General features: G+C 70.7%; 18 protein-coding genes. 9 read left to right on the forward strand and 9 right to left on the reverse strand.

Features of this window, described 5'->3' with window-relative positions; translation table 11 throughout:
* Positions 1–146: 146 nt before the first annotated feature.
* Both ACIRA5_RS40280 and ACIRA5_RS40285 read right to left on the reverse strand, forming a co-directional pair.
* Positions 147–1,238: a family 2 encapsulin nanocompartment cargo protein polyprenyl transferase gene (locus tag ACIRA5_RS40280; RefSeq protein ID WP_403699660.1), complete on the reverse strand. Its 1,092-nt coding sequence runs from the start codon at positions 1,236–1,238 to the stop codon at positions 147–149.
* Positions 1,239–1,345: 107 nt separating this feature from the next.
* Positions 1,346–2,752, reverse strand: a complete 1,407-nt coding sequence (locus ACIRA5_RS40285) for a family 2B encapsulin nanocompartment shell protein (protein WP_403699571.1) — start codon at positions 2,750–2,752, stop codon at positions 1,346–1,348.
* 242 nt (positions 2,753–2,994) lie between these two features.
* On the opposite strand from ACIRA5_RS40285, the gene ACIRA5_RS40290 reads away from it, so the two are divergent.
* The 3 genes from ACIRA5_RS40290 (at position 2,995) to ACIRA5_RS40300 (ending at position 5,011) form a co-directional block, all read left to right on the forward strand.
* On the forward strand, positions 2,995–3,228 hold the full coding sequence (locus ACIRA5_RS40290; RefSeq protein WP_054228125.1) for a hypothetical protein: 234 nt from the start codon (positions 2,995–2,997) through the stop codon (positions 3,226–3,228).
* Between the two features lie 180 nt (positions 3,229–3,408).
* The gene (locus ACIRA5_RS40295) at positions 3,409–3,999 is read left to right on the forward strand and encodes an N-acetylmuramoyl-L-alanine amidase (protein ID WP_403699574.1); all 591 of its coding nucleotides are present in this window, start codon (positions 3,409–3,411) and stop codon (positions 3,997–3,999) included.
* Positions 4,000–4,132: 133 nt separating this feature from the next.
* Entirely contained in the window at positions 4,133–5,011 is an 879-nt protein-coding gene (locus ACIRA5_RS40300) for a 1-aminocyclopropane-1-carboxylate deaminase/D-cysteine desulfhydrase (RefSeq protein WP_403699663.1), read from the forward strand.
* A gap of 16 nt (positions 5,012–5,027) precedes the next feature.
* Here the strand turns inward: ACIRA5_RS40300 and ACIRA5_RS40305 are convergent, their stop codons facing one another.
* Positions 5,028–6,623: a Na+/H+ antiporter gene (locus ACIRA5_RS40305; RefSeq protein WP_403699577.1), complete on the reverse strand. Its 1,596-nt coding sequence runs from the start codon at positions 6,621–6,623 to the stop codon at positions 5,028–5,030.
* 61 nt (positions 6,624–6,684) lie between these two features.
* Here ACIRA5_RS40305 and ACIRA5_RS40310 point away from each other — a divergent pair, with 61 nt between their 5' ends.
* From ACIRA5_RS40310 to ACIRA5_RS40320, 3 genes are all read left to right on the forward strand, one after another.
* The gene (locus tag ACIRA5_RS40310) at positions 6,685–6,945 is read left to right on the forward strand and encodes a UBP-type zinc finger domain-containing protein (protein WP_403699580.1); all 261 of its coding nucleotides are present in this window, start codon (positions 6,685–6,687) and stop codon (positions 6,943–6,945) included.
* Between the two features lie 261 nt (positions 6,946–7,206).
* Entirely contained in the window at positions 7,207–7,620 is a 414-nt protein-coding gene (locus tag ACIRA5_RS40315; RefSeq protein WP_351429616.1) for an anti-sigma regulatory factor, read from the forward strand.
* A complete protein-coding gene (locus tag ACIRA5_RS40320) occupies positions 7,617–8,711 on the forward strand; it encodes an RNA polymerase sigma factor SigF (protein ID WP_403699583.1) in 1,095 nt (364 codons plus the stop codon). The genes ACIRA5_RS40315 and ACIRA5_RS40320 overlap by 4 nt, the downstream gene beginning before the upstream one ends.
* A gap of 126 nt (positions 8,712–8,837) precedes the next feature.
* On the opposite strand, the gene ACIRA5_RS40325 is transcribed toward ACIRA5_RS40320, so the two are convergent.
* Positions 8,838–9,287: a hypothetical protein gene (locus ACIRA5_RS40325; protein ID WP_403699586.1), complete on the reverse strand. Its 450-nt coding sequence runs from the start codon at positions 9,285–9,287 to the stop codon at positions 8,838–8,840.
* A gap of 158 nt (positions 9,288–9,445) precedes the next feature.
* On the opposite strand from ACIRA5_RS40325, the gene ACIRA5_RS40330 reads away from it, so the two are divergent.
* Both ACIRA5_RS40330 and ACIRA5_RS40335 read left to right on the forward strand, forming a co-directional pair.
* Entirely contained in the window at positions 9,446–10,414 is a 969-nt protein-coding gene (locus ACIRA5_RS40330; RefSeq protein WP_403699589.1) for a diacylglycerol/lipid kinase family protein, read from the forward strand.
* Positions 10,415–10,733: 319 nt separating this feature from the next.
* A complete protein-coding gene (locus tag ACIRA5_RS40335; RefSeq protein WP_006380970.1) occupies positions 10,734–10,991 on the forward strand; it encodes a WhiB family transcriptional regulator in 258 nt (85 codons plus the stop codon).
* A 221-nt stretch (positions 10,992–11,212) separates the two neighbouring features.
* On the opposite strand, the gene ACIRA5_RS40340 is transcribed toward ACIRA5_RS40335, so the two are convergent.
* Together ACIRA5_RS40340 and ACIRA5_RS40345 are read right to left on the reverse strand one after the other, a co-directional pair.
* Complete coding sequence (locus tag ACIRA5_RS40340; protein WP_403699666.1) at positions 11,213–12,679, reverse strand: sensor histidine kinase; 1,467 nt, start codon at positions 12,677–12,679, stop codon at positions 11,213–11,215.
* 466 nt (positions 12,680–13,145) lie between these two features.
* Positions 13,146–14,222, reverse strand: a complete 1,077-nt coding sequence (locus ACIRA5_RS40345) for an SIS domain-containing protein (RefSeq protein WP_403699592.1) — start codon at positions 14,220–14,222, stop codon at positions 13,146–13,148.
* 287 nt (positions 14,223–14,509) lie between these two features.
* Between ACIRA5_RS40345 and nagB the strand changes: the two genes are divergently transcribed.
* A complete protein-coding gene (nagB, locus tag ACIRA5_RS40350) occupies positions 14,510–15,295 on the forward strand; it encodes a glucosamine-6-phosphate deaminase (protein WP_352045986.1) in 786 nt (261 codons plus the stop codon).
* 127 nt (positions 15,296–15,422) lie between these two features.
* On the opposite strand, the gene ACIRA5_RS40355 is transcribed toward nagB, so the two are convergent.
* Genes ACIRA5_RS40355 through ACIRA5_RS40365 form a run of 3 tightly spaced genes read right to left on the reverse strand, consistent with a single transcriptional unit; the run spans position 15,423 to position 18,775 of the window.
* A complete protein-coding gene (locus tag ACIRA5_RS40355; protein WP_403699595.1) occupies positions 15,423–16,934 on the reverse strand; it encodes a glycoside hydrolase family 3 protein in 1,512 nt (503 codons plus the stop codon).
* Between the two features lie 9 nt (positions 16,935–16,943).
* Positions 16,944–17,792, reverse strand: coding sequence for a carbohydrate ABC transporter permease (locus tag ACIRA5_RS40360; protein ID WP_352045984.1), 849 nt, complete (start codon positions 17,790–17,792; stop codon positions 16,944–16,946).
* Positions 17,789–18,775, reverse strand: a complete 987-nt coding sequence (locus ACIRA5_RS40365) for a carbohydrate ABC transporter permease (protein WP_403699597.1) — start codon at positions 18,773–18,775, stop codon at positions 17,789–17,791. Before ACIRA5_RS40365 ends, ACIRA5_RS40360 begins: the two co-directional genes overlap by 4 nt.
* Positions 18,776–19,771: the final 996 nt, after the last annotated feature.

Genomic DNA, 19,771 nt, shown 5'->3' on the forward strand with positions numbered 1-19,771 from the left:
CCCCGCGCACCGTGGGGATGCGCGGGACCCGCTCCGGCCGGAGCCCGGTGCCGTACGGAGGTCAGGTGCCGTACGGTCCCGGAGGCCCCGGGGTCTTCAACCGCCCTTCTGAAGGGTCGAACGGGTCATCCGAAGGTTCGAACGGGTCAGTTGCTGCGCCGCGTCACGAACTCCGCGAGCGCGAGGAGGCCGCCCGCCGCCTCCGGGTCGGGGATCGCCCGGGACAGCTCGTGCATCGCCCGGGACATCCGGTCGGCCGCCTGGAGCTGCGCCCAGTCACGGCCGCCCGCCCGCTCGACGGCCTGCACCGTGCGCTCCAACTCCCCTTCCTCGTAGGGAACTCCGTACAGCTCGGCGAGTTCCGTCGCCGCCGGGGTGCCGGAGGCGAGCGCGGCGACCACGGGCAGGGACTTCTTGCGGGCGATGAGGTCCGCCCCGGCCGGCTTGCCGGTTCGGCTCGGGTCCCCCCAGATCCCGATCACGTCGTCGATCAGCTGGAAGGCGAGCCCGGCCTCCCGGCCGAACGCGTCCAGCGCGTCGACGTCCTCCTCGTCCGCCCCCGCGTACAGCCCGCCGAGCGCGCATGCGCAGCCGAGCAGCGCGCCGGTCTTGGCCTCGGCCATGGCGAGCACTTCGTCGAGGGTGACCTCGGCGGGTCCGCGCCTCTCCATGGCCGTGTCCGCGTGCTGCCCCTCGCACAGCTCCACGACGCAGGACGCGAGCCGGGCGGCGGCGGCCTGGGACGCCGGGTGCGCGTCCTCGGCGAGCAGCCGCTGGGCGAGCGCCTGCATGGCGTCCCCGGCGAGGATCGCGTCGGCATCGCCGAACACGGTCCACGCGGTGGGGCGGTGTCTGCGGGTGGTGTCCCGGTCCATGACGTCGTCGTGCAACAGCGTGAAGTTGTGGATCAACTCCACGGCGGCCGCCGCCTGTACGGCGGCCGCGTGCTGACCGCCGAGCGCTCCCGTGGCGGTCAGCACCAGGGCCGGGCGGATCGCCTTGCCCGCGTTGCCCGCCGCCGGGGTGCCGTCCGCGTGCTCCCAGCCGAAGTGGTAGAGCGCGATCCGGCGCATGGATCCAGGCAGCGAGTCGACGGCCCTGCGCAGCTCGGGGTCGACGGACGCACGGGCGTACTCCAGGATGCCCGCCGCCTCCTGCCCGTCCAGCGGGCCGGGCGCGACCTGCCGATCCATGGGCCTCCCGTCCGCGGACCCGCCGTCCGAGGGCCTGCCCTCCATGGGCTTGCCGATGAGGCCCCGCCTGTCCAGGGTCTCGGCCGGACTCCGCCTCGTCCCCGGTGTTCCCGCCTGATCGGGCGGGAACACGGCGGCCGGCGTCGGGAAGGTCACCGCCAGCGGCCGATCTCGACGTTCTCCAGGATGCCGAGGGCGTCCGGCACGAGAACCGCCGCCGAGTAGTACGCCGTCACCAGGTAGGAGATGATCGCCTGTTCGTTGATGCCCATGAAGCGCACCGACAGGCTCGGCTCGATCTCGTCCGGGATGCCCGCCTGCTGGAGGCCGATGACACCCTGCTCGGCCTCGCCGGTACGCATGGCGATGATCGAGGTCGTCCGGGTGTCGCTGACGGGGATCTTGTTGCACGGGAACAGCGGCACACCGCGCCAGGTCGGGACTCGGTTGCCCGCGATCTCGACGCTCTCGGGGACCAGTCCGCGCTTGTTGCACTCGCGGCCGAACGCGGAGATCGCGCGCGGGTGGGCGAGGAACAGCTTGGTGCCACGCCGGCGGCTGAGCAGCTCGTCCAGGTCATCGGGGCTGGGCACGCCGTCGTGCGGCTGGAGCCGCTGGTCGTACTCGCAGTTGTTGAGCAGTCCGAACTCCCGGTTGTTGATGAGCTCGTGCTCCTGGCGCTCCTTCAGCGCCTCGACGGTCAGGCGGAGCTGCTGCTCCGTCTGGTTCATCGGCTGGTTGTAGAGATCGGCCACACGCGTGTGCAGGCGCAGCACGGTCTGGGCGATGCTCAGTTCGTACTCGCGCGGCGCGGCCTCGTAGTCCACGAAGGTGCCGGGGATGTCCTGCTCCCCGGTGTGGCCGGCCGCGAGGTCGATCTCCTTCTCGCCGTACTTGTTGGTGCGCTGCTCCGGAATCGCGCGCAGCGACGTGAGGTGTTCGCGCAGGGAGTCGGAGCGCTCGGCGACCTGCTCGAGGTCCTGGCGCGGCAGTGCGAGCACGGTGACCGCGGTGACGGCGCGGGCCGTGTACTCCCAGATGGCGTCCGGGTCGATGAGCGCCTGCTCGCCGAAGTACGCGCCGTCGGCGAGGACGCCGAGGACCGCGTCGTCGCCGTACGGGCCGGTGCCGATCTTCTCCACCTTGCCGTGCGCGAGCAGGAACACCTCGTCGGACGGGCTGCCGAACGAGGCGAGCACTTCGCCCGGTACGAACTCCCGCTGCTGGCACCGCTGGGCGAGCTCGCCGAGCACCTCCTGATCCTCGAACGAGCGGAGCACGGACAGCTCGCCGAGCTCCGCGGGGATGACCTGCACACGGTCACCGGTCTTCACGAACGTCACGCGGCCGTCGCCCACGGAGTAGCTGAGCCGCCGGTTCACGCGGTACGTGCCACCCTGCACGTTCACCCACGGAAGCATGCGCAGCAGCCACCGTGAGCTGATCTCCTGCATCTGGGGTGCGGACTTGGTGGTGGTGGCCAGGTTCCGCGCGGCCGATGTGCCGAGACTCTGCTGCGGCTTGCCCTGACCCGCACGGACCTCTTCGCCTACCGACATGAAAATTGCCCTCCCGGTCATGCGCTGATCTGCGCCGACCAGCCTTCCATCACGGAGCGTGCCGGTGCTATTACACGAATGAGCGGGAATGGATCACGGCGGATTGGGCAGAGGGTCCGCTTTTGTCGATCGATCGAACAGCCGGCGCCGTCGTCCTCGAACAGCGCGGAGCCGTTGCGAGCGGGAACTCCGAGATCAGGCCAACCGTTTGACGCGGTGACGGACGACGACAGGAGACGGCAATGGCAGGCTTCCTGGACCGCGCCAAGGAACAGGCGCAGCGAGGGCTCACGCAGGGCAAGCAGAAGCTCGACGAGGTGCAGGCACAGCGTGCGGGCGGCGACCTCCTCAAGAAACTGGGCGCGGCGTACTACGCGGAGCGGCGCGGCAGCGGCTCCCCCGAGGCGACCCAGCAGGCCCTGCAGGCGCTGGAGAGCCACATCGCTGTGAACGGGGACGCGTTCCTGCGCTCCTGACGGGCCTCGCGGACGCACCGCGAACGCGCCGTGAACGCGCTGGTCAGACGCGCCCGCGCCCCTGACCGGATCAACTCGCACGCCGTACGAACGGCTGGGCCGGAGCCCCGGGTTCCGGGTACAGCTGCGGTACGAGACGGCCGCGACCGGTGGCCGCCGCGGAGTGCGAAGGAGGCGGTCATGGCCCCACCCATGTCCGCGGGCGGTTTCCTGGACCAGCTCAGGGAGGAAGGCGTCACCGTCGTCGAGGTCGGCGACTGGGAGCATCACAGCCGCAATCACAAAGGGCCCTGGGGTCCGGTGTACGGCGTGATGATCCACCACTCGGTGACCTCGGGCAGCGAGCACACCGTCGGGCTCTGTCGTGCGGGCCGCCCTGATCTGCCCGGCCCGCTGTGCCACGGTGTCATCACCAAGGACGGTGTCCTGCACCTCGTGGGCTACGGCCGGGCCAACCACGCGGGCCTGGGCGACGACGACGTGCTGCGCGCCGTGATCGCGGAGAAGGCGCTCCCGCCGGACAACGAGGCGAACACCGACGGCAACCGCCACTTCTACGGCTTCGAGTGCGAGAACCTCGGGGACGGAAAGGATCCGTGGCCCGAGGTGCAGCTGGAGGCCATCGAGAAGGTCGCGGCCGCGATCTGCCGCCACCACGGCTGGACGGAGCGTTCGGTCATCGGCCACCTGGAGTGGCAGCCGGGCAAGGTCGACCCGCGCGGCTTCACGATGGCCTCGATGAGAGAGCGCGTCCGCGACCGCCTCAAGTGATGGACGGGCACGGGGCGGCCGCCCGCATACCGGACAGGTGTCCGACAATGGTGGGGTGCCCAGCCCCGCAACCCCGGACGACCCGACCACCCCGGCCGCTCCGGCCGTCCCCGAAGCGCTCGACCCGACCGTTCTGCGGCCGAGGCTGCCCTCGCCGCTGTGCCAGGTCACGGACGAGCGCTTCACGCGCCAGGGCGTGCGGCTGCTGCTCAAGCGGGACGATCTGATCCACCCGGAGCTGATCGGCAACAAGTGGCGCAAGCTCGCCCCGAACATCCGCGCGGCGGCGGGCCGCACGGTGGTCACGTTCGGCGGCGCGTACTCCAATCATCTGCGCGCCACCGCCGCCGCGGGCCGCCTCCTCGGGCTGACGACCGTGGGGGTGGTCCGCGGCCAGGAGCTGGCCGACCGGCCCCTCAACCCCTCACTGACGCGCTGCGCGGCCGACGGCATGCGACTGCACTTCGTCGACAGGTCGACGTATCGCCGCAAGAGCGAACCGGAGACGATGGCCGCCCTGCTGCGCTCGGTGGACGCCGAGGACGCGTACGTCGTCCCGGAGGGTGGCAGCAACTCCCTTGCCGTACGCGGCTGCCGGGAGCTCGGCGCGGAGCTGCGGGGCCATGGCGGTGTCGACGTGGCCGCCCTGGCCTGCGGCACCGGCGGCACCCTCGCCGGCCTGGCCGCCGGCCTCGCCCCCGACCAGCGGGCCCTGGGGATCCCTGTCCTCAAGGGCGGCTTCCTGGGCAGTGACATAAGAGCCCTCCAGGAAGCCGCCTTCGGCGGCCCGTGCGGGACCTGGTCACTCGACGACCGCTTCCACTTCGGCGGCTATGCCCGCGCCACGCCCGAACTCGACACCTTCGCCGCGGACTTCGAACAGCGCCACGGCCTGCCCGTGGAGCGTCTCTATGTCGCCAAGATGCTCTACGGACTCGTCACCCTGGTGGAGGAGGGGGCGTTCCCACGGGGGACGACGGTGGCGGCGGTGATCACGGGGGCACCGTTCTGAGCCCTCGTCCGGCGCTTCACGCCGCTTCTCGGTAGGCCGCCGCCTCCTCCAGGTCGAGTCTGCGCAGGAGGGTGCGGAGCATTTCGTCGTCGATGTAGCGGTGGTCGCGGAGTTTCACGAACACCTCGCGTTCCGCACTGATCATCTCGCGGGACAGGCGGCGGTAGGTGTCGTCGGCGGTCTCCCCGGTCACCGGGTTGACGGCGCCGAGCCGTTCCCAGACGGCGTTGCGGCGGCGTTCCAGGACCGAGCGGAGCCGGTCGGCGAGCGGCGGGGGCAGGGCGTTGCGGTCGTCGGTGAGGAGTTCGTCGAGGCGCTCCTCGGCGACCCGGGACGCCTGCGCCTGGGCGTTCGCCTCGGCGAGCGTCTCGGCCTGGACGTCGCGTCCCGGCAGCTTCAGCAGGCGGATGAGAGGGGGCAGGGTCAGTCCCTGGACGACCAGGGTCCCGATCACGGTGGTGAAGGTGAGGAAGAGGAGCAGGTTGCGATCGGGGAAGGAGGCACCGCCGTCCACGGTGAGCGGGATGGAGAAGGCGATGGCGAGCGAGACCACCCCGCGCATGCCGGCCCAGCCGATGATGAACGGGCCCTTCCAGGTGGGGGACCCCTCGCGCTCCCGGACGCGCGCCGACAGGATCCGGGGCAGGAAGGTGGCGGGATAGATCCATACGAACCGGGCGGCGACCACGACCAGGAAGACGGCCACCGCGTACCAGGCGGCCTGGGCTCCCTGGTACTGGCCGAGGCCCTTGAGGACGACCGGCAGTTGGAGTCCGATCAGGGCGAACACCGCCGACTCCAGGACGAACGCGACCATCTTCCACACCGCCTCCTCCTGGAGCCGGGTCGCGAAGTCCACCTCCCAGGCACGGTGCCCGAGGTAGAGCGCGACGACGACCACCGCGAGCACTCCGGAGGCGTGCACCTTCTCGGCGATCCCGTAGGCGACGAAGGGGATCAACAAGGAGAGGGTGTTCTGGAGAAGTGCCTCATCCAGGTGCGTGCGCAACCAGTGGATCGGAACCATCAGGACGAGACCGACGACCACACCTCCGACCGCCGCGAGGAGGAACTCACGGACACCGCCGGCCCAGGTCGCGCCCGCGCCGACCGCGGCGGCGAGGGCCACCTTGTAGGCGGTGATCGCGGTCGCGTCGTTCACCAGGGACTCGCCCTGAAGGATCGTGGTGATCCTCGAGGGCAGCCCCACCCGGCGCGCCACCGCCGTGGCCGCCACCGCGTCCGGCGGCGCCACCACCGCTCCGAAGACCAGCGCCGCGGGCAGCGGCAGGCTCGGCACGATCAGATAGGCGGCCCAGCCGACGGCCAGCGTCGCGAAGAGCACGTACCCCACCGACAGCAGCGCGATGGGCCGCATATGCGCCCGAAGATCGAGGTACGAGCTGTCGGTGGCCGCCGTGTACAGCAGCGGGGGCAGCACCAGCGGGAGCACGATCTCCGGGTCGAGTTCGTATCCGGGCACCCCAGGGACGTACGAGACGGCCAGGCCTGCCGCGACGAGCAACAGCGGCGCCGGCACCGGGGTGCGACGGGCGAGCCCGGCGACCGCGGCGCTCCCCGCGACCAGCAACAGCAGTGGCAATACGTCCATCGTCTTCCGCCCGCCCTCGTTTTCGCGCGACATCCCGCACGCCCGACGTAACCTGGCAATCATGAAACAGTGCACGCACGCCGACGAGCTGCCGCACCCCGAACCCGGGCCGCTGAGCGAGACCTGCCTGGAGTGCCAGGCCGCCGGTACACATCCGGTGCAGTTGCGGCTGTGTCTGAGCTGCGGGCACCTCGGCTGCTGCGACTCATCGCCGCTGCGGCACGCGGCGGGGCATTTCAAGGAGACCGGACATCCCGTGATGCGGACCTTCGAGCCCGGTGAGAGCTGGCGCTGGTGCTTCGTCGACCACGTACTGGCGTGACCCACGGCCCGGACGGTTCGACCGTCTGACGCCTGGGTACGTCAACCCGGCGCGCGCTCTTCCTATTTGGGCCCGCAGACCCCTAGCCACTGTGCGTACTCATAGGCTTACTATGAGTGACAGCAAGGGGCGGGGTCCCCAGGACAGAAAAGTCGGGAGCGCGGTAGCGTCACCGCTGAACCACCTAGCGCGTTACCCCGGGGGGCGACCCTCGGCCCCCGAAAAGAGCTCGAAAGAGCTTGTACCACCTTGGAGGTGAGGGTGTCCCAGATCGCAGGCGAGCCCGCGACGAAGGACTTCGTGGAAGTCCGGCTGCCGGCCGCGGGTGCCTACCTGTCGGTGCTGCGTACGGCTACGGCCGGTCTCGCGGCCCGTTTGGACTTCACCCTCGACGAGATCGAGGACCTCCGCATCGCGGTGGACGAGGCCTGCGCGATCCTGTTGCAGCAGGCCGTCCCCGGATCGGTGCTCAGCTGTGTCTTCCGGCTCATCGAGGACTCGCTCGAGGTGACGGTCTCCGCTCCGACCACCGACGGTCACGCTCCGTCACGGGACACGTTCGCGTGGACCGTCCTGTCGGCGCTCGCGGGCAAGGTCGACTCCACCGTCGCCGAGGACAAGACCGTTTCGATCAGCCTCTACAAACAGCGCGGCGCGGGACCCGGGCCGGCGTGAGGAACGGGGACGGGCCGGTGCGGGACGAAGAGCGCGGCACACGGGAGCTTCCCGCCGGACGTGTCGACGGCCTCGACGGGCCGCGGGGCACGGTGGAAGGCGTCGACGGCATCCCCGAACAGGCCCGGCCGCACCCGGAGGACGCACAGGAGAGCCTCTCCGGCCAGGACGACGGGCAACGGGATCCGGAGGGTGCCGCGCCGAGCACGTCCTCGGAAGGGCGGCGGCTGGTGACGGGCGGGACTATGAGCGAGCACGAGCGACACGACAAGCCAGGGGTGCAGAGCGTGCAGGGCACGCAGCACGGGCCGAGCGCCCAGCACATCCAGCACGACCCGCAGGACCGCAGCGGCGCGCGGGCGATGTTCATCGAGCTGCGCAAGCTGCAGGACGGCAGCGCGGAGTACGCGGAGCTGCGCAATCAGCTGGTCCGCATGCACCTCCCGCTCGTCGAGCACCTGGCGCGCCGCTTCCGCAACCGCGGTGAGCCGCTGGACGACCTCACCCAGGTCGCGACCATCGGCCTGATCAAGTCGGTCGACCGCTTCGACCCGGAGCGCGGCGTCGAGTTCTCGACGTACGCGACCCCGACGGTCGTCGGCGAGATCAAGCGACACTTCCGCGACAAGGGCTGGGCGGTGCGGGTGCCGCGCCGCCTGCAGGAACTGCGCCTGGCCCTGACCACGGCGACGGCCGAGCTGTCGCAACAGCACGGCCGCTCCCCCACGGTGCATGAGCTGGCCGAGAAGCTGGCCATCTCGGAGGAGGAGGTCCTGGAGGGCCTGGAGTCCGCCAACGCGTACTCCACGCTGTCGCTGGACGTCCCCGACACGGACGACGAGTCCCCGGCGGTCGCGGACACGCTGGGTGCGGAGGACGAGGCCCTGGAGGGCGTCGAGTACCGGGAGTCGTTGAAGCCCCTGCTCGAGGACCTCCCCCCGAGAGAGAAGCGGATCCTGCTCCTTCGCTTCTTCGGCAACATGACCCAGTCGCAGATCGCACAGGAGGTCGGCATCTCCCAGATGCACGTCTCCCGCCTGCTGGCCCGCACCCTCGCGCAGCTCCGCGAAAAGCTCCTGGTCGAGGAGTAACCGGGCAGCCGCCGGGCGGGGGCACCGCAGCGGAGTCCCCGTAGGCGCGGAGCCCGACCCCCCGGGCGCGGATCCCGCCTTTTCAGCGGGCGCGCAACCGGTACGGACCCCGCCGGCAGGTCGGAGCTACTCGGTTTCCTCCGCGGCACCGGGGCCACGGATGCCCAGCGCCCGGGTGGTCTCGGAACTGACGAGCAGGACCAGCGCCGTGATCGCAACCACCGCGAGGGCGATTCCGGCGGGGATCGCCACGCTGTCGGCCTGGAGCAGGCTGTAGGCGACGGGCAGCGCCATGATCTGGGTGATGACCGCGGGCCCCCGGCTCCAGCTGCGGCGTAGCAGCAGGCCGCGGGCGGCCAGCAGGGGCAGCAGCGCGAGCACGATCAGCGTCACGCCCAGAGTCACGCCCTGCTTCCCGTCTCCCGAGCCACCCGTGGCCCCCAGGACCAGCATCCACACGCCCCCCACGGCGAGGACCAGCCCCTCCAGCGCGGCCAGCGCGGCCGCGGCGGTCAGCCGTCCGGGACGGGGCTCTGCGGAAGGGGCGTCAGGGGTGGGGATCTGCTCAGCGCTCACCCCCGAAGGGTATCCCTCGGGCCCCGGCGCACGGCCCGGCCCCGACCGCCACCCCACCGCCTCCCGCACCTCACCGTGTCGAGACTCACGCCCCTATCTCTTACCGGATCCCTAACTCTGTCTGGGACCAGTACCCCTCGGTAGGTACGCTGCATCGCATGCGTGCACTTCTCGTGGTCAATCCGGCAGCTACCACCACAAGTGCGCGCACGCGCGATGTCTTGATCCACGCACTGGCGAGCGAGATGAAGCTCGAGGTGGTCACGACCGAGTACCGCGGGCACGCCCGGGACCTCGGCCGGCAGGCCGCGGAGAGCGACGACATAGAACTGGTGGTCGCGCTCGGCGGCGACGGCACCGTCAACGAAGTCGTGAACGGTCTCCTGCACAACGGCCCCGACCTGGACCGTCTGCCCCGCCTCGCGGTGGTCCCCGGCGGCTCCACCAATGTCTTCGCCCGCGCCCTGGGCCTGCCCAACGACGCCGTGGAGGCCACCGGCGCCCTGCTGGACGCGCTCAGAGAGGACCGCGAGCGCGCGATCGGCCTCGGTCTCGCCGCGGGCACCCCCGGCACCGAGGACGAAGCCGTCCCCTCCCGCTGGTTCACCTTCTGCGCGGGGCTCGGCTTCGACGCGGGGGTGATCGGCCGGGTCGAGCAGCAGCGCGAGCGCGGCAAGCGCTCCACTCACGCCCTCTATTTGCGCCAAGTGGCACGTCAGTTTTTGGACGAACCTCACCGCAGGCACGGAACGATCACACTGGAGCGCCCCGGCCAGGACCCGGTCACCGATCTTGTGATGTCCATAATCTGCAACACCTCGCCCTGGACGTTTCTCGGCAATCGTCCGGTGTACGCGTCGCCTAAGGCTTCGTTCGATACCGGGCTCGACGTACTCGCTCTCAACCGCATGTCGACGGGTGCGGCTGCCCGGTATGCCACCCAGTTGCTCACTTCGTCCCCCGAGCGCGGACCCCATGGCAAGCACGCCCTGACTCTCCATGACCTGACCGACTTCACCTTGCATTCGAAGGCGCCGCTCCCCCTCCAGATGGACGGTGACCACCTGGGACTGCGCACCAGCGTGACGTTCACAGGCGTACGCCGTGCACTGCGTGTGATTGTGTGAGCGGAAGGGCCCAAAGTCCTTTCACTCGAACGTTTAGACCAGGGTCCACCCCATGGAAGTACGGCTGTGACCTAGTCGACACCGAGGAATCAAAAAAAACTTTCCAGAAGGGGTTGTATCCGCCGCTGAGGTTTGCGAGTCTCTACGTGGCGATCGGGACGGCCCGCAACATCGGCCCCACAGAGAGCCAGAACCCCTCCTCAAATCACAGGACCACGTCAGGGAATCCTGGCAGTCGGCCCTTCACTTGTTGAGGGATTCGTGAAAGCGTTCACATTCACAAGCAACGTGCATGTAATACCAAGGAGAGGTAGCAGCCATGGACTGGCGTCACAACGCCGTTTGCCGCGAGGAAGACCCCGAGCTCTTCTTCCCCATCGGCAACACCGGTCCTGCGCTGCTGCAGATCGAGGAAGCCAAGGCCGTCTGCCGTCGCTGCCCCGTCATGGAGCAGTGCCTGCAGTGGGCGCTCGAGTCCGGCCAGGACTCCGGCGTCTGGGGTGGCCTCAGCGAGGACGAGCGTCGCGCGATGAAGCGCCGTGCCGCCCGCAACCGGGCCCGTCAGGCCACCGCCTGACACCCCACCCCGTAACGAGCCTGAGCCCGGCGGCGCGTACAGCGAGTACGCATCTCCCGCCCCCGAGCCGCAGCGCGCAGTACCCCCGATGCGCATAGCAACGTAAGCAGTGGCCCCGGACCTTCTGGTCCGGGGCCACTGTCATGCGCGACTTGTGGGGGCGTCAGATACTTCCGCTTGTACTTCTGCCGGCAGTTCTGCTCGCGCTCCTACATGCACTCCTACTTGTGCGCTCGCACCGGAATGTCCAGGATGACCTGCGTACCGCGCTCCGGGGCCGCCACCATGTCGAAGCTGCCCCCCAACTCGCCCTCCACCAGCGTCCGTACGATTTGCAGCCCGAGGTTGCCCGAGCGGTGCGGGTCGAAGCCCTCCGGGAGACCGACCCCGTCGTCCTGGACGGTGACCAGCAGGCGGGCCTCCTTGCTGGTGCCGCCGCGCACCGCCGAGACCTCGACCGTGCCCCGATCACCCTCGCGGAAGCCGTGCTCCAGCGCGTTCTGAAGAATCTCGGTGAGGACCATGGAGAGCGGGGTGGCGACCTCGGCGTCGAGTATGCCGAAGCGGCCGGTTCGGCGGCCGGTGACTTTGCCGGGCGAGATCTCGGCGACCATGGCGAGCACCCGGTCGGCGATCTCGTCGAACTCGACCCGCTCGTCCAGGTTCTGAGACAGCGTCTCATGCACGATGGCGATCGAGCCGACCCGTCGTACGGCCTCCTCCAGGGCCTCACGGCCGCGCTCCGACTCGATGCGCCGGGCCTGGAGCCGCAGCAGCGCCGCCACCGTCTGGAGGTTGTTCTTGACCCGGTGGTGGATCTCCCGGATGGTCGCGTCCTTGGTGATCAACTCGCGTTCGCGGCGGCGCAGTTCGGTCACGTCACGCAGCAGGACGAGCGAACCGACCCGAGTGCCCTTGGGCTTGAGCGGGATCGCGCGCAGCTGGATCACCCCGTCGCCGCTCTCGATCTCGAACTCGCGGGGTGCCCAGCCGCTGGCGACCTTGGACAGGGCCTCGTCCACCGGACCGCGGGACGGGGCGAGTTCCGCGGTGGTCACACCGAGGTGGTGGCCCACCAGGTCGGAGGCGAGGCCGAGGCGGTGATACGCGGACAGCGCGTTCGGAGACGCGTACTGGACGATGCCCTCGGCGTCGAGGCGGATCAGTCCGTCGCCGACCCGAGGGGAGGCGTCCATGTCGACCTGCTGGCCGGAGAACGGGAAGGAGCCGGCGGCGATCATCTGGGCGAGGTCGGACGCGCTCTGGAGGTACGTCAGCTCCAGCCGGCTCGGAGTGCGCACGGTGAGGAGATTGGTGTTGCGCGCGATGACACCGAGGACGCGCCCCTCCCGCCGTACCGGAATGGACTCGACCCGTACCGGCACCTCCTCGCGCCACTCGGGATCGCCCTCGCGCACGATCCGGCCCTCGTCCAGCGCGGCGTCCAGCAGCGGGCGGCGGCCGCGTGGGACGAGGTGGCCGACCATGTCGTCCTGGTACGAGGTCGGGCCGGTGTTGGGCCGCATCTGCGCGACGGAGACATAGCGGGTGCCGTCGCGGGTGGGAACCCACAGCACGAGGTCGGCGAAGGAGAGGTCGGAGAGCAACTGCCACTCCGAGACCAGCAGATGCAACCACTCGAGATCGGTGTCACCGAGAGCGGTGTGCTGGCGGACGAGGTCGTTCATGGAGGGCACATCTGCGAGCGTACCTGGGGGTTTGGCCCGGCTCCGAAAACACCCGCGGGCCGCGGCGCCTGAGAGGGACCCTCAACCCTCCCGGCACCGCAGCCCGGAGCAGCAACGGCCACGGGGTGTGCGGTCCCGGTCGGCCGAAGGAGAGGACCCGGAGCAGTCAGGGCAGAGAGCGCCGGTTCCTCGGTCCGCCTTCCTGTGCGGGGAAGACGGATGCTTGTGTGGATCAACGCCTCGCCGTAAGCGACGCCGCGTCGATCGAAGGCTTTACCTGCACATTGTGGACTAGACCACGTGCCGCGTCCATGCGCCGGCGGATGTTTGTTGTTGTCTCTTTATCGAACTTCCAACAGCATCCACCACGCAGACTAGCCGGGTTCGGCCCCCGGTGGGGGCCGGATCGGCTCATGAACGGGGCCGGATCACCTTGGCCCGTCCACCCGCCCGGGGGGCGCGTCGGTCAGCGGGTCTCCGTCACCTTCGCCAGGGCGCGCGGCGCGTCCGGGTCCTGGCCGCGGGCGATGGTGACCTCGTAGGCCAGGAGCTGGAGCGGAAGGATCTCGAGGATCGGCTGGAGCTCCTCGGTCACCCCCTCGGTGGGCAGGACGAACCCGGCCGAGGCCTGCTGCACCTGGGCACGGGGGCCGATGACGACCAGGTCGGCGCCGCGCCCGCGCAGCCGGTCGAGCACGGGCTGGAGCGCCTCGCCGCCCTTGCCGTCGGTGACGACCGCGATGACCGGGGAGATGTTGTCGACCATGGCGAGGGGGCCGTGCAGCAGATCGGCGCCGGAGTACGAGAGGGCGGGGATGTAGCTGGTCTCCATCAGCTTCAGGGCGGCTTCCTTGGCCGTGGGGTAGCCGTAGCCGCGCGAGGTGATCACCATGCGCTCGGCGAAGCGGTAGCGGGAGGCGAGCGTACGGATCTCGTCCTGGCGGGTGAGGAGGTGCGCGGCGAGATCGGGCAGCGCCTTGGCCGCGGCGCCGTCGCCGCCGCGCAGTCCTTCGACGAAGAGATAGAGGGTGAGGAGGGAGGCCGTGTAGGTCTTGGTGGCGGGCAGGGCCCTCTCGGGTCCGGCCATGATGTCGAGGTGGTACTCGGAGACGGCCGCCAGCGGTGAGTCCGGGTTGTTGGTCACCGCGAGCGTGATGGCGCCGGCCTCACGGGCGGCCCGGGTCGAGGCGACCAGATCCGGGGAGCCGCCGGACTGACTGACGGTGACGACCAGGACGTCGGTGAGATCGGGCCGCGCGCCGTACGCCGTGGTCGTCGACATCGAGGTGAGCCCGCACGGCAGGCCCAGCTGGATCTCCAACAGGTACTTCGCGTACAGGGCGGCGTTGTCGGAGGTGCCGCGGGCGGTGAGCAGTACGAAGCGGGGCGCGCGGGCCGCGATCTGCCGGGCCACTTCCTGGATCCGCGGTGCGCCCGCCTCCAGGATCCGGCGCAGCACGTCGGGCTGCTCGGCCATCTCGCGGGCCATGATCCGACCCGGGCGGTCGTCGTCGGTCCGGGGGTCCGGGGTAGGGGCGGACATGGGGCCTCCTGGGGACGTTCCGGTCGTACGCGTCGACCGTGGCCGATACGGGGTGGTGCGCGCGGTGCGGATCGCGAGGATCGGTATCAGCATCTCATCGCCTGTGGGCAGGGCTTTGCCGGGTGTGCCGCTCCGCACCGGGTGGCGAGCGGGCGTCCGGGCGGCGGGCCCGGATGCGCCGAGAAGCCGTGCCGGGCCGTGGGGGAACTCCTTTGCTAGATTGGTCTACACCACATGTGTTCCCTCACGGTTCCCGGCGAGCCACTCTCCAGATCGGCAGGCCCAGCGTGGAAGTTGTCATCGTTCCCGACGCCAAGGCGGGCGGCGAGCTGATCGCCGAGGCCATGGCGGAGCTGCTCCGGCGCAAGCCCGACGCTCTGCTCGGCGTGGCCACCGGCTCGACGCCGCTGCCCGTCTACCAGGCGCTGGCGGCGAAGGTCGGCTCCGGTGCCGTGGACGCCTCGCGGGCGCGGGTCGCCCAGCTCGACGAGTACGTGGGACTGCCGGCCGAGCACCCCGAGTCGTACCGGTCGGTGCTGCGGCGCGAGGTGCTCGAACCGCTGGGGTTGGGCATGGACGCGTTCATGGGCCCGGACGGCACCGCCGAGGACGTGCAGGCCGCGTGCCGGGCGTACGACAAGGCGCTGGCCACGGCCGGTGGCGTCGACCTCCAGCTGCTCGGGATCGGCACCGACGGGCACATCGGGTTCAACGAGCCCTGCTCCTCGCTCGCCTCGCGGACCCGGATCAAGACGCTGACCGAGCAGACCAGGGTCGACAACGCACGGTTCTTCGAGGGCGACATCGAGCAGGTGCCGCACCACGTCATCACCCAGGGCATCGGCACGATCCTGGAGGCGCGGCATCTCGTCCTGCTGGCCACGGGTGAGGGCAAGGCGGACGCGGTCGCGGCGACCGTGGAGGGGCCGGTGGCCGCGGTGTGCCCCGCCTCGGCGCTCCAGCTCCACCCGCACGCCACGGTCGTCGTGGACGAGGCCGCCGCGTCCAAGCTGAAGCTGGCGGACTACTTCCGGCACACGTTCGCGAACAAGCCGGACTGGCAGGGGATCTGACCCCGAGGGCGCGAAGAAGCGCACGACGGGAAGAAGGAGAACGAGGAAGGTGCCGGGCCCCTGGGGTCCGGCACCTTCCTCGTTCTCCTTCTCGCAGGCCGTCACTCCCCCGCGATCTCGCAGGCCGTCACTCCCCCGCGATGACCTCCGCCGCCGCCCGGCCGCACACCCTCGCCGCGCCGTGCGTGGCGATGTGGAGGGCGCCCCGGGGCGGGGCCTGGGGGATGCCCATCTCGACCACGATCGTGTCGGGGCGTTCCCCCAACAGTGTGTCCAGGGCGGCCGCCATCCAGGGGTGGCGGTGTTCGTCGCGGACGACGGCGACGACGCGGCGGCTGCCCGCGGCGGCCAGGGCCGCCGTTGCCGCCCCCTCCCCCGTGAAGCTGCCCGTCTCCGTGCCGGGCAGCAGCCGGGCCAGTTCCGCGGCCACCCCCCAGGGGGTCTCGTCACCGACGGCGATGTTCGCCACGGGGGTGAAGGCGGCGACGAACGGCGCCACGTCCACCGGCTCGTACGACGGCGCGCGTGTCACCGTCAGCGCGCGTCGGGCGGCGACGAGCCCCACGTCGGCCGGTTCCCGCTCGGCGGCCGGCGATGCCGCGGAGGCCGCCGCCGTCCAACGGGCCAGCGCCCGTACCCGCTCCGCCGCGTCCGCGAGGCGCTCCTCGGGGAGTTCACCGGTGCGCACCGCCGTGACGAGGGCGTCGCGCAGGCGCCGTACCGTCTCGTCGTCCGCGAGCCCGCCGCCCACGCAGATCGCGTCCGCGCCGGCCGCGATGGCGAGGACGCTGCCCCGCTCGATGCCGTACGTCCCGGCGATGGCCTGCATCTCCATGCCGTCGGTGACGATGAGGCCGTCGTAGCCGAGTTCCTCGCGGAGCAGGCCGGTGAGGATGCGGCGGGAGAGGGTGGCCGGGCGGTCCGGGTCCAGCGCCGGGACCAGGATGTGCGCGCTCATCACGGCGCGTGTGCCCGCGGCGATCGCGGCACGGAACGGAGCGAGTTCGCGGGCCTCGATGACCGACAGGTCGGCGTCGATGCGCGGCAGCGCGTGGTGCGAGTCGACCGCCGTGTCGCCGTGACCGGGGAAGTGCTTGGTGCAGGCCGCGACGCCCGCGGACTGGAGCCCGGTGACGTAGGCGGCGGTGTGCCGGGCCACCAGGTCGGTGTCGGCGCCGAAGGACCGTACGCCGATGACCGGGTTGTCGGGATTGGAGTTCACGTCCGCGGAGGGGGCCCAGTTCAGGTTCACCCCGCAGGCCGCGAGGCGGTGGCCGAGTGCCGAGGCCACCGCCCGCGTCAGCTCCACGTCGTCGACCGCGCCCAGCGCGTGGTTGCCGGGGTAGGAGGAGCCGGCGCGGACCTCGAGGCGGGTGACATCGCCGCCCTCCTCGTCGATGGCGACCAGGACGTCGTCGCGCTCCGCGCGCAACTGGGCGGTCAGGACGGCGAGTTGTTCGGGAGAGGCGATGTTCCGGCCGAACAGGCCGACGGCGGCCAGCCCTTCGCCGAGGCGGCGCAGCAGCCAGTCGGGGGCGGTGGTTCCGGTGAAGCCGGGCTGGAGGACGGTGAGCGCGTCGCGTGCCAAGCCGTTCCGGTCGGAAGAGGACGCGGTCGTACCACTGGCGAGTGTCGTCATCGGGTGGCGTTATCCCTTCACGGCGCCCGCGGTCAGCCCCGCGGCCATCTTGCGCTGGACGATGAGGAAGAGCACGACGATCGGCACGGCCATCATCGTGGCGCCGGCCATCATCGGGGCGTACTCGGTGCCGTGCTTGGTGGTGAAGTTGCCGAGCCAGACGGTGGCGGTCTGGTGCTCCTGGCTCATGAGCATCAGGGCGTAGAGGTACTCGTTCCAGGCCTGGATGAACGCGTACACGGACGTGGCGACCATGCCGGGCGCGAGCAGCGGGAAGACCACCCGTATGAAGGCTCCGGTGCGCGAGCAGCCGTCGACCATGGCCGCCTCCTCCAGCTCCTTCGGGATGTTGACGATGAAGCCGCGCAGCGTCCACACCGTGAAGGGGAGGATGAAGGTCAGGTACGTGATGATCAGGCCGGAGAGCTTGTCGTACTGGTTCAGGTCGTTGAGCAGCAGGAAGACCGGGATGATCATGGCGACCAGCGGGATCATCTGGACCGCGAGGATGCCGACGATCACGACCTTGCGGCCGCGGAAGGCGAAGCGGGAGATGGCCAGCGCGGCCAGCATCCCCACGACGACGCCGATCACGACGACCGACAGGGAGACGATCAGGCTGCGGCCGACGGGGCCCCAGAAGTCCGCGATGTCCAGCGCGCGACGGAAGTTGTCGAGCGTGAGGCCCGTGGGGAACAGGCTCGGGTCCGGGTCGATGGCGTCCTTCGCCGGCTTGAACGCCGTGTTCAGCATCCAGTAGACGGGGAAGCCCGCGGTGACGAAGACGAGCAGGCCGAGGAGGTTCCAGCCGAGCTTGGACTTCCCCCGGCGCCGGCCCGCCGTGGCGAGGGTGCTCATTCGACCTCTCCGATCTGCAGCATCTGACGCATGTACACGGCGACCACGCCCAGCAGCAACAGCACGGTCAGCAGGGCGATCGCCGACCCCTGCGCGTAGTCGTTGACGACGAAGGCGCGGTCGTAGGAGTACGTGGTGAGCAGTTGGAACTCCGCCTCCGGGTGGCCGCCGCGCATCACGAAGACCTGTGGGAAGACGCCCATGTCCCAGATGACGGAGAGCGTCGTGAGCATCACGACGATCGGCTTGAGGATCGGGAGCGTGACGTAACGGAAGACGCCCCAGGCGCCGGCGCCGTCCAGCCGGGCCGCCTCCTCCAGTTCGCTCGGCACCTGGGTGAGCCCCGCGCTGAGCGTGATGACGACGAAGGGCACCGCGCCCCACACCACCAGGAGCATGATCACGGCCAGTCCCTGGGGGCCGCTGGCGAACCAGTTGTGGCCGATCATGTCGACGCCCGGCAGCTTGCTCAGCAGCGCGTTGAAGACGCCGTAGTCGGAGTCGAAGAGCCACTTGAAGACGGTGGTGGCCACGATGATGGGCATGCCCCAGCTGGCCACCAGCACGATGTTGATCAGCATCTTCACCCAGCCCGAGACGCGCTGGAGGAGCAGCGCGATCAGCATGCCGATGACCATGGTGAAGACGACGGACCCGACGGCGAAGACGATCGTGCGGACGACGACCGTCCAGAACTCGCTGTCGCCCAGCACCTTGCCGAAGTTGTCGAAGCCGACCGACTCGGCCGGCTGGAAGCCCCACAGCTGGGACTGTCCGAACTTCTGGAAGGAGAGGGTGACCAGGCGGACCAGGGGATAGCCCATGACCAGCGCGAGGATCAGCAGACAGGGCGCGAGCAGGGCCCAGGGGACCGCCGCTCCGCCCGAGGTCCGCCCTCTGCGTGGCGCCTTGGGGACGGCCGGTGGCGGTGCCTGCCGCGGCGGCGGCACCTTGGCGGGGGTGGTCGTGTCTGCGGCACTCATCGCGCGCTCCTCAGCGGTCCCTCAGGTCGTACGTGGTCGAAGCCCCGCACGGGGTCGTACGCGGGGCAGGCCCCACACGGTCGAACACAGGCGAAACACGCCCGGGCCGTACGTGGCCGGCGCCTCGCACGGTCGTACGCGGCCCGGCTCCGCACGGTCTGCGCGGGGACGGACCCTCGCGATCCCACACGGGCGGACCCTCGCGGTCGTACAGGGCCCAAACCCGGTGCGGTCGCATCCGGGCGAAAGCCGCCCAGATCACACCCGGCCCGAACCCCGCACGGTGGTGCACGGTCCGAGCCCCGCGCGGTCGTACGCAGTTCGAACCCCGTACGGTCGTACGCAGTTCGAACCCCACGCGGGTCGCGCACGCCCCGCCCCGAGCAGGTCGCCCACCGGAGCCCACCCGCTCGGTCGCACACGGCCCGAACCCCGCACGGTCGTACGCAGTCCGAGCCCCACGCGGGTCGTGCACCGGGGCAGACCCCCGCGGTCGTACACCGGCCGGGCCCGCGCAGGTCATGCACGGGGGCGGGCCCCCGCGGTCGTACGCGGGGCGCTCGCCGGGGCAGGTCCTCTCGGTCGTGCGTGAGACGGCCCGCCGGTCCTGGCCCGTGCTGGCCCGTCCTGCTCGGTCCGGGTCCGGTGCGGGTCGTGCGTGGTCCGAACCTGGTGCGGGCGGTTGCGGTCGGGGTCCGCCCGGGTCGTGGACCGGCCGGACCCAACCGGCCGTACGCGGCCCGGCCTCGCACGGTCGTACGGGGCCGGGGCCCCGCGCGGTCGAACGTCGCCGGGTCCCGCTCGGTCGTGCGGGAAGCGGGAGGAACCCGGGCCCGAAGAGGGCCCCGGCAGGCGTGCCCGGGAGCATCCCGGGATCGCCCCGGACGCGCTCGGACGTACCCCCGCAGACGCGCCCCGGGCGGACCCGGGGCGGACCCTGGACGCACCCCGGGTGAAGCCCCGGAGGTGCCCCGGGATCCCACCACGCCCCGCGCT

The sequence above is a fragment of the Streptomyces sp. NPDC096311 genome (assembly GCF_044763085.1).
Lineage (GTDB): Bacteria > Actinomycetota > Actinomycetes > Streptomycetales > Streptomycetaceae > Streptomyces.

What these genes read in the sequence shown, in the direction of transcription:
- ACIRA5_RS40280 (WP_403699660.1), bottom strand. Translation starts at nt 1,238, where the DNA reads ATGGAGGGCAGGCCCTCGGACGGCGGGTCCGCGGACGGGAGGCCCATG.
- ACIRA5_RS40285 (WP_403699571.1), bottom strand. Translation starts at nt 2,752, where the DNA reads ATGTCGGTAGGCGAAGAGGTCCGTGCGGGTCAGGGCAAGCCGCAGCAG.
- ACIRA5_RS40290 (WP_054228125.1), top strand. Translation starts at nt 2,995, where the DNA reads ATGGCAGGCTTCCTGGACCGCGCCAAGGAACAGGCGCAGCGAGGGCTC.
- ACIRA5_RS40295 (WP_403699574.1), top strand. Translation starts at nt 3,409, where the DNA reads ATGGCCCCACCCATGTCCGCGGGCGGTTTCCTGGACCAGCTCAGGGAG.
- ACIRA5_RS40305 (WP_403699577.1), bottom strand. Translation starts at nt 6,623, where the DNA reads ATGGACGTATTGCCACTGCTGTTGCTGGTCGCGGGGAGCGCCGCGGTC.
- ACIRA5_RS40310 (WP_403699580.1), top strand. Translation starts at nt 6,685, where the DNA reads ATGAAACAGTGCACGCACGCCGACGAGCTGCCGCACCCCGAACCCGGG.
- ACIRA5_RS40330 (WP_403699589.1), top strand. Translation starts at nt 9,446, where the DNA reads ATGCGTGCACTTCTCGTGGTCAATCCGGCAGCTACCACCACAAGTGCG.
- ACIRA5_RS40335 (WP_006380970.1), top strand. Translation starts at nt 10,734, where the DNA reads ATGGACTGGCGTCACAACGCCGTTTGCCGCGAGGAAGACCCCGAGCTC.
- ACIRA5_RS40340 (WP_403699666.1), bottom strand. Translation starts at nt 12,679, where the DNA reads ATGAACGACCTCGTCCGCCAGCACACCGCTCTCGGTGACACCGATCTC.
- ACIRA5_RS40345 (WP_403699592.1), bottom strand. Translation starts at nt 14,222, where the DNA reads ATGTCCGCCCCTACCCCGGACCCCCGGACCGACGACGACCGCCCGGGT.
- ACIRA5_RS40355 (WP_403699595.1), bottom strand. Translation starts at nt 16,934, where the DNA reads ATGACGACACTCGCCAGTGGTACGACCGCGTCCTCTTCCGACCGGAAC.
- ACIRA5_RS40360 (WP_352045984.1), bottom strand. Translation starts at nt 17,792, where the DNA reads ATGAGCACCCTCGCCACGGCGGGCCGGCGCCGGGGGAAGTCCAAGCTC.
- ACIRA5_RS40365 (WP_403699597.1), bottom strand. Translation starts at nt 18,775, where the DNA reads ATGAGTGCCGCAGACACGACCACCCCCGCCAAGGTGCCGCCGCCGCGG.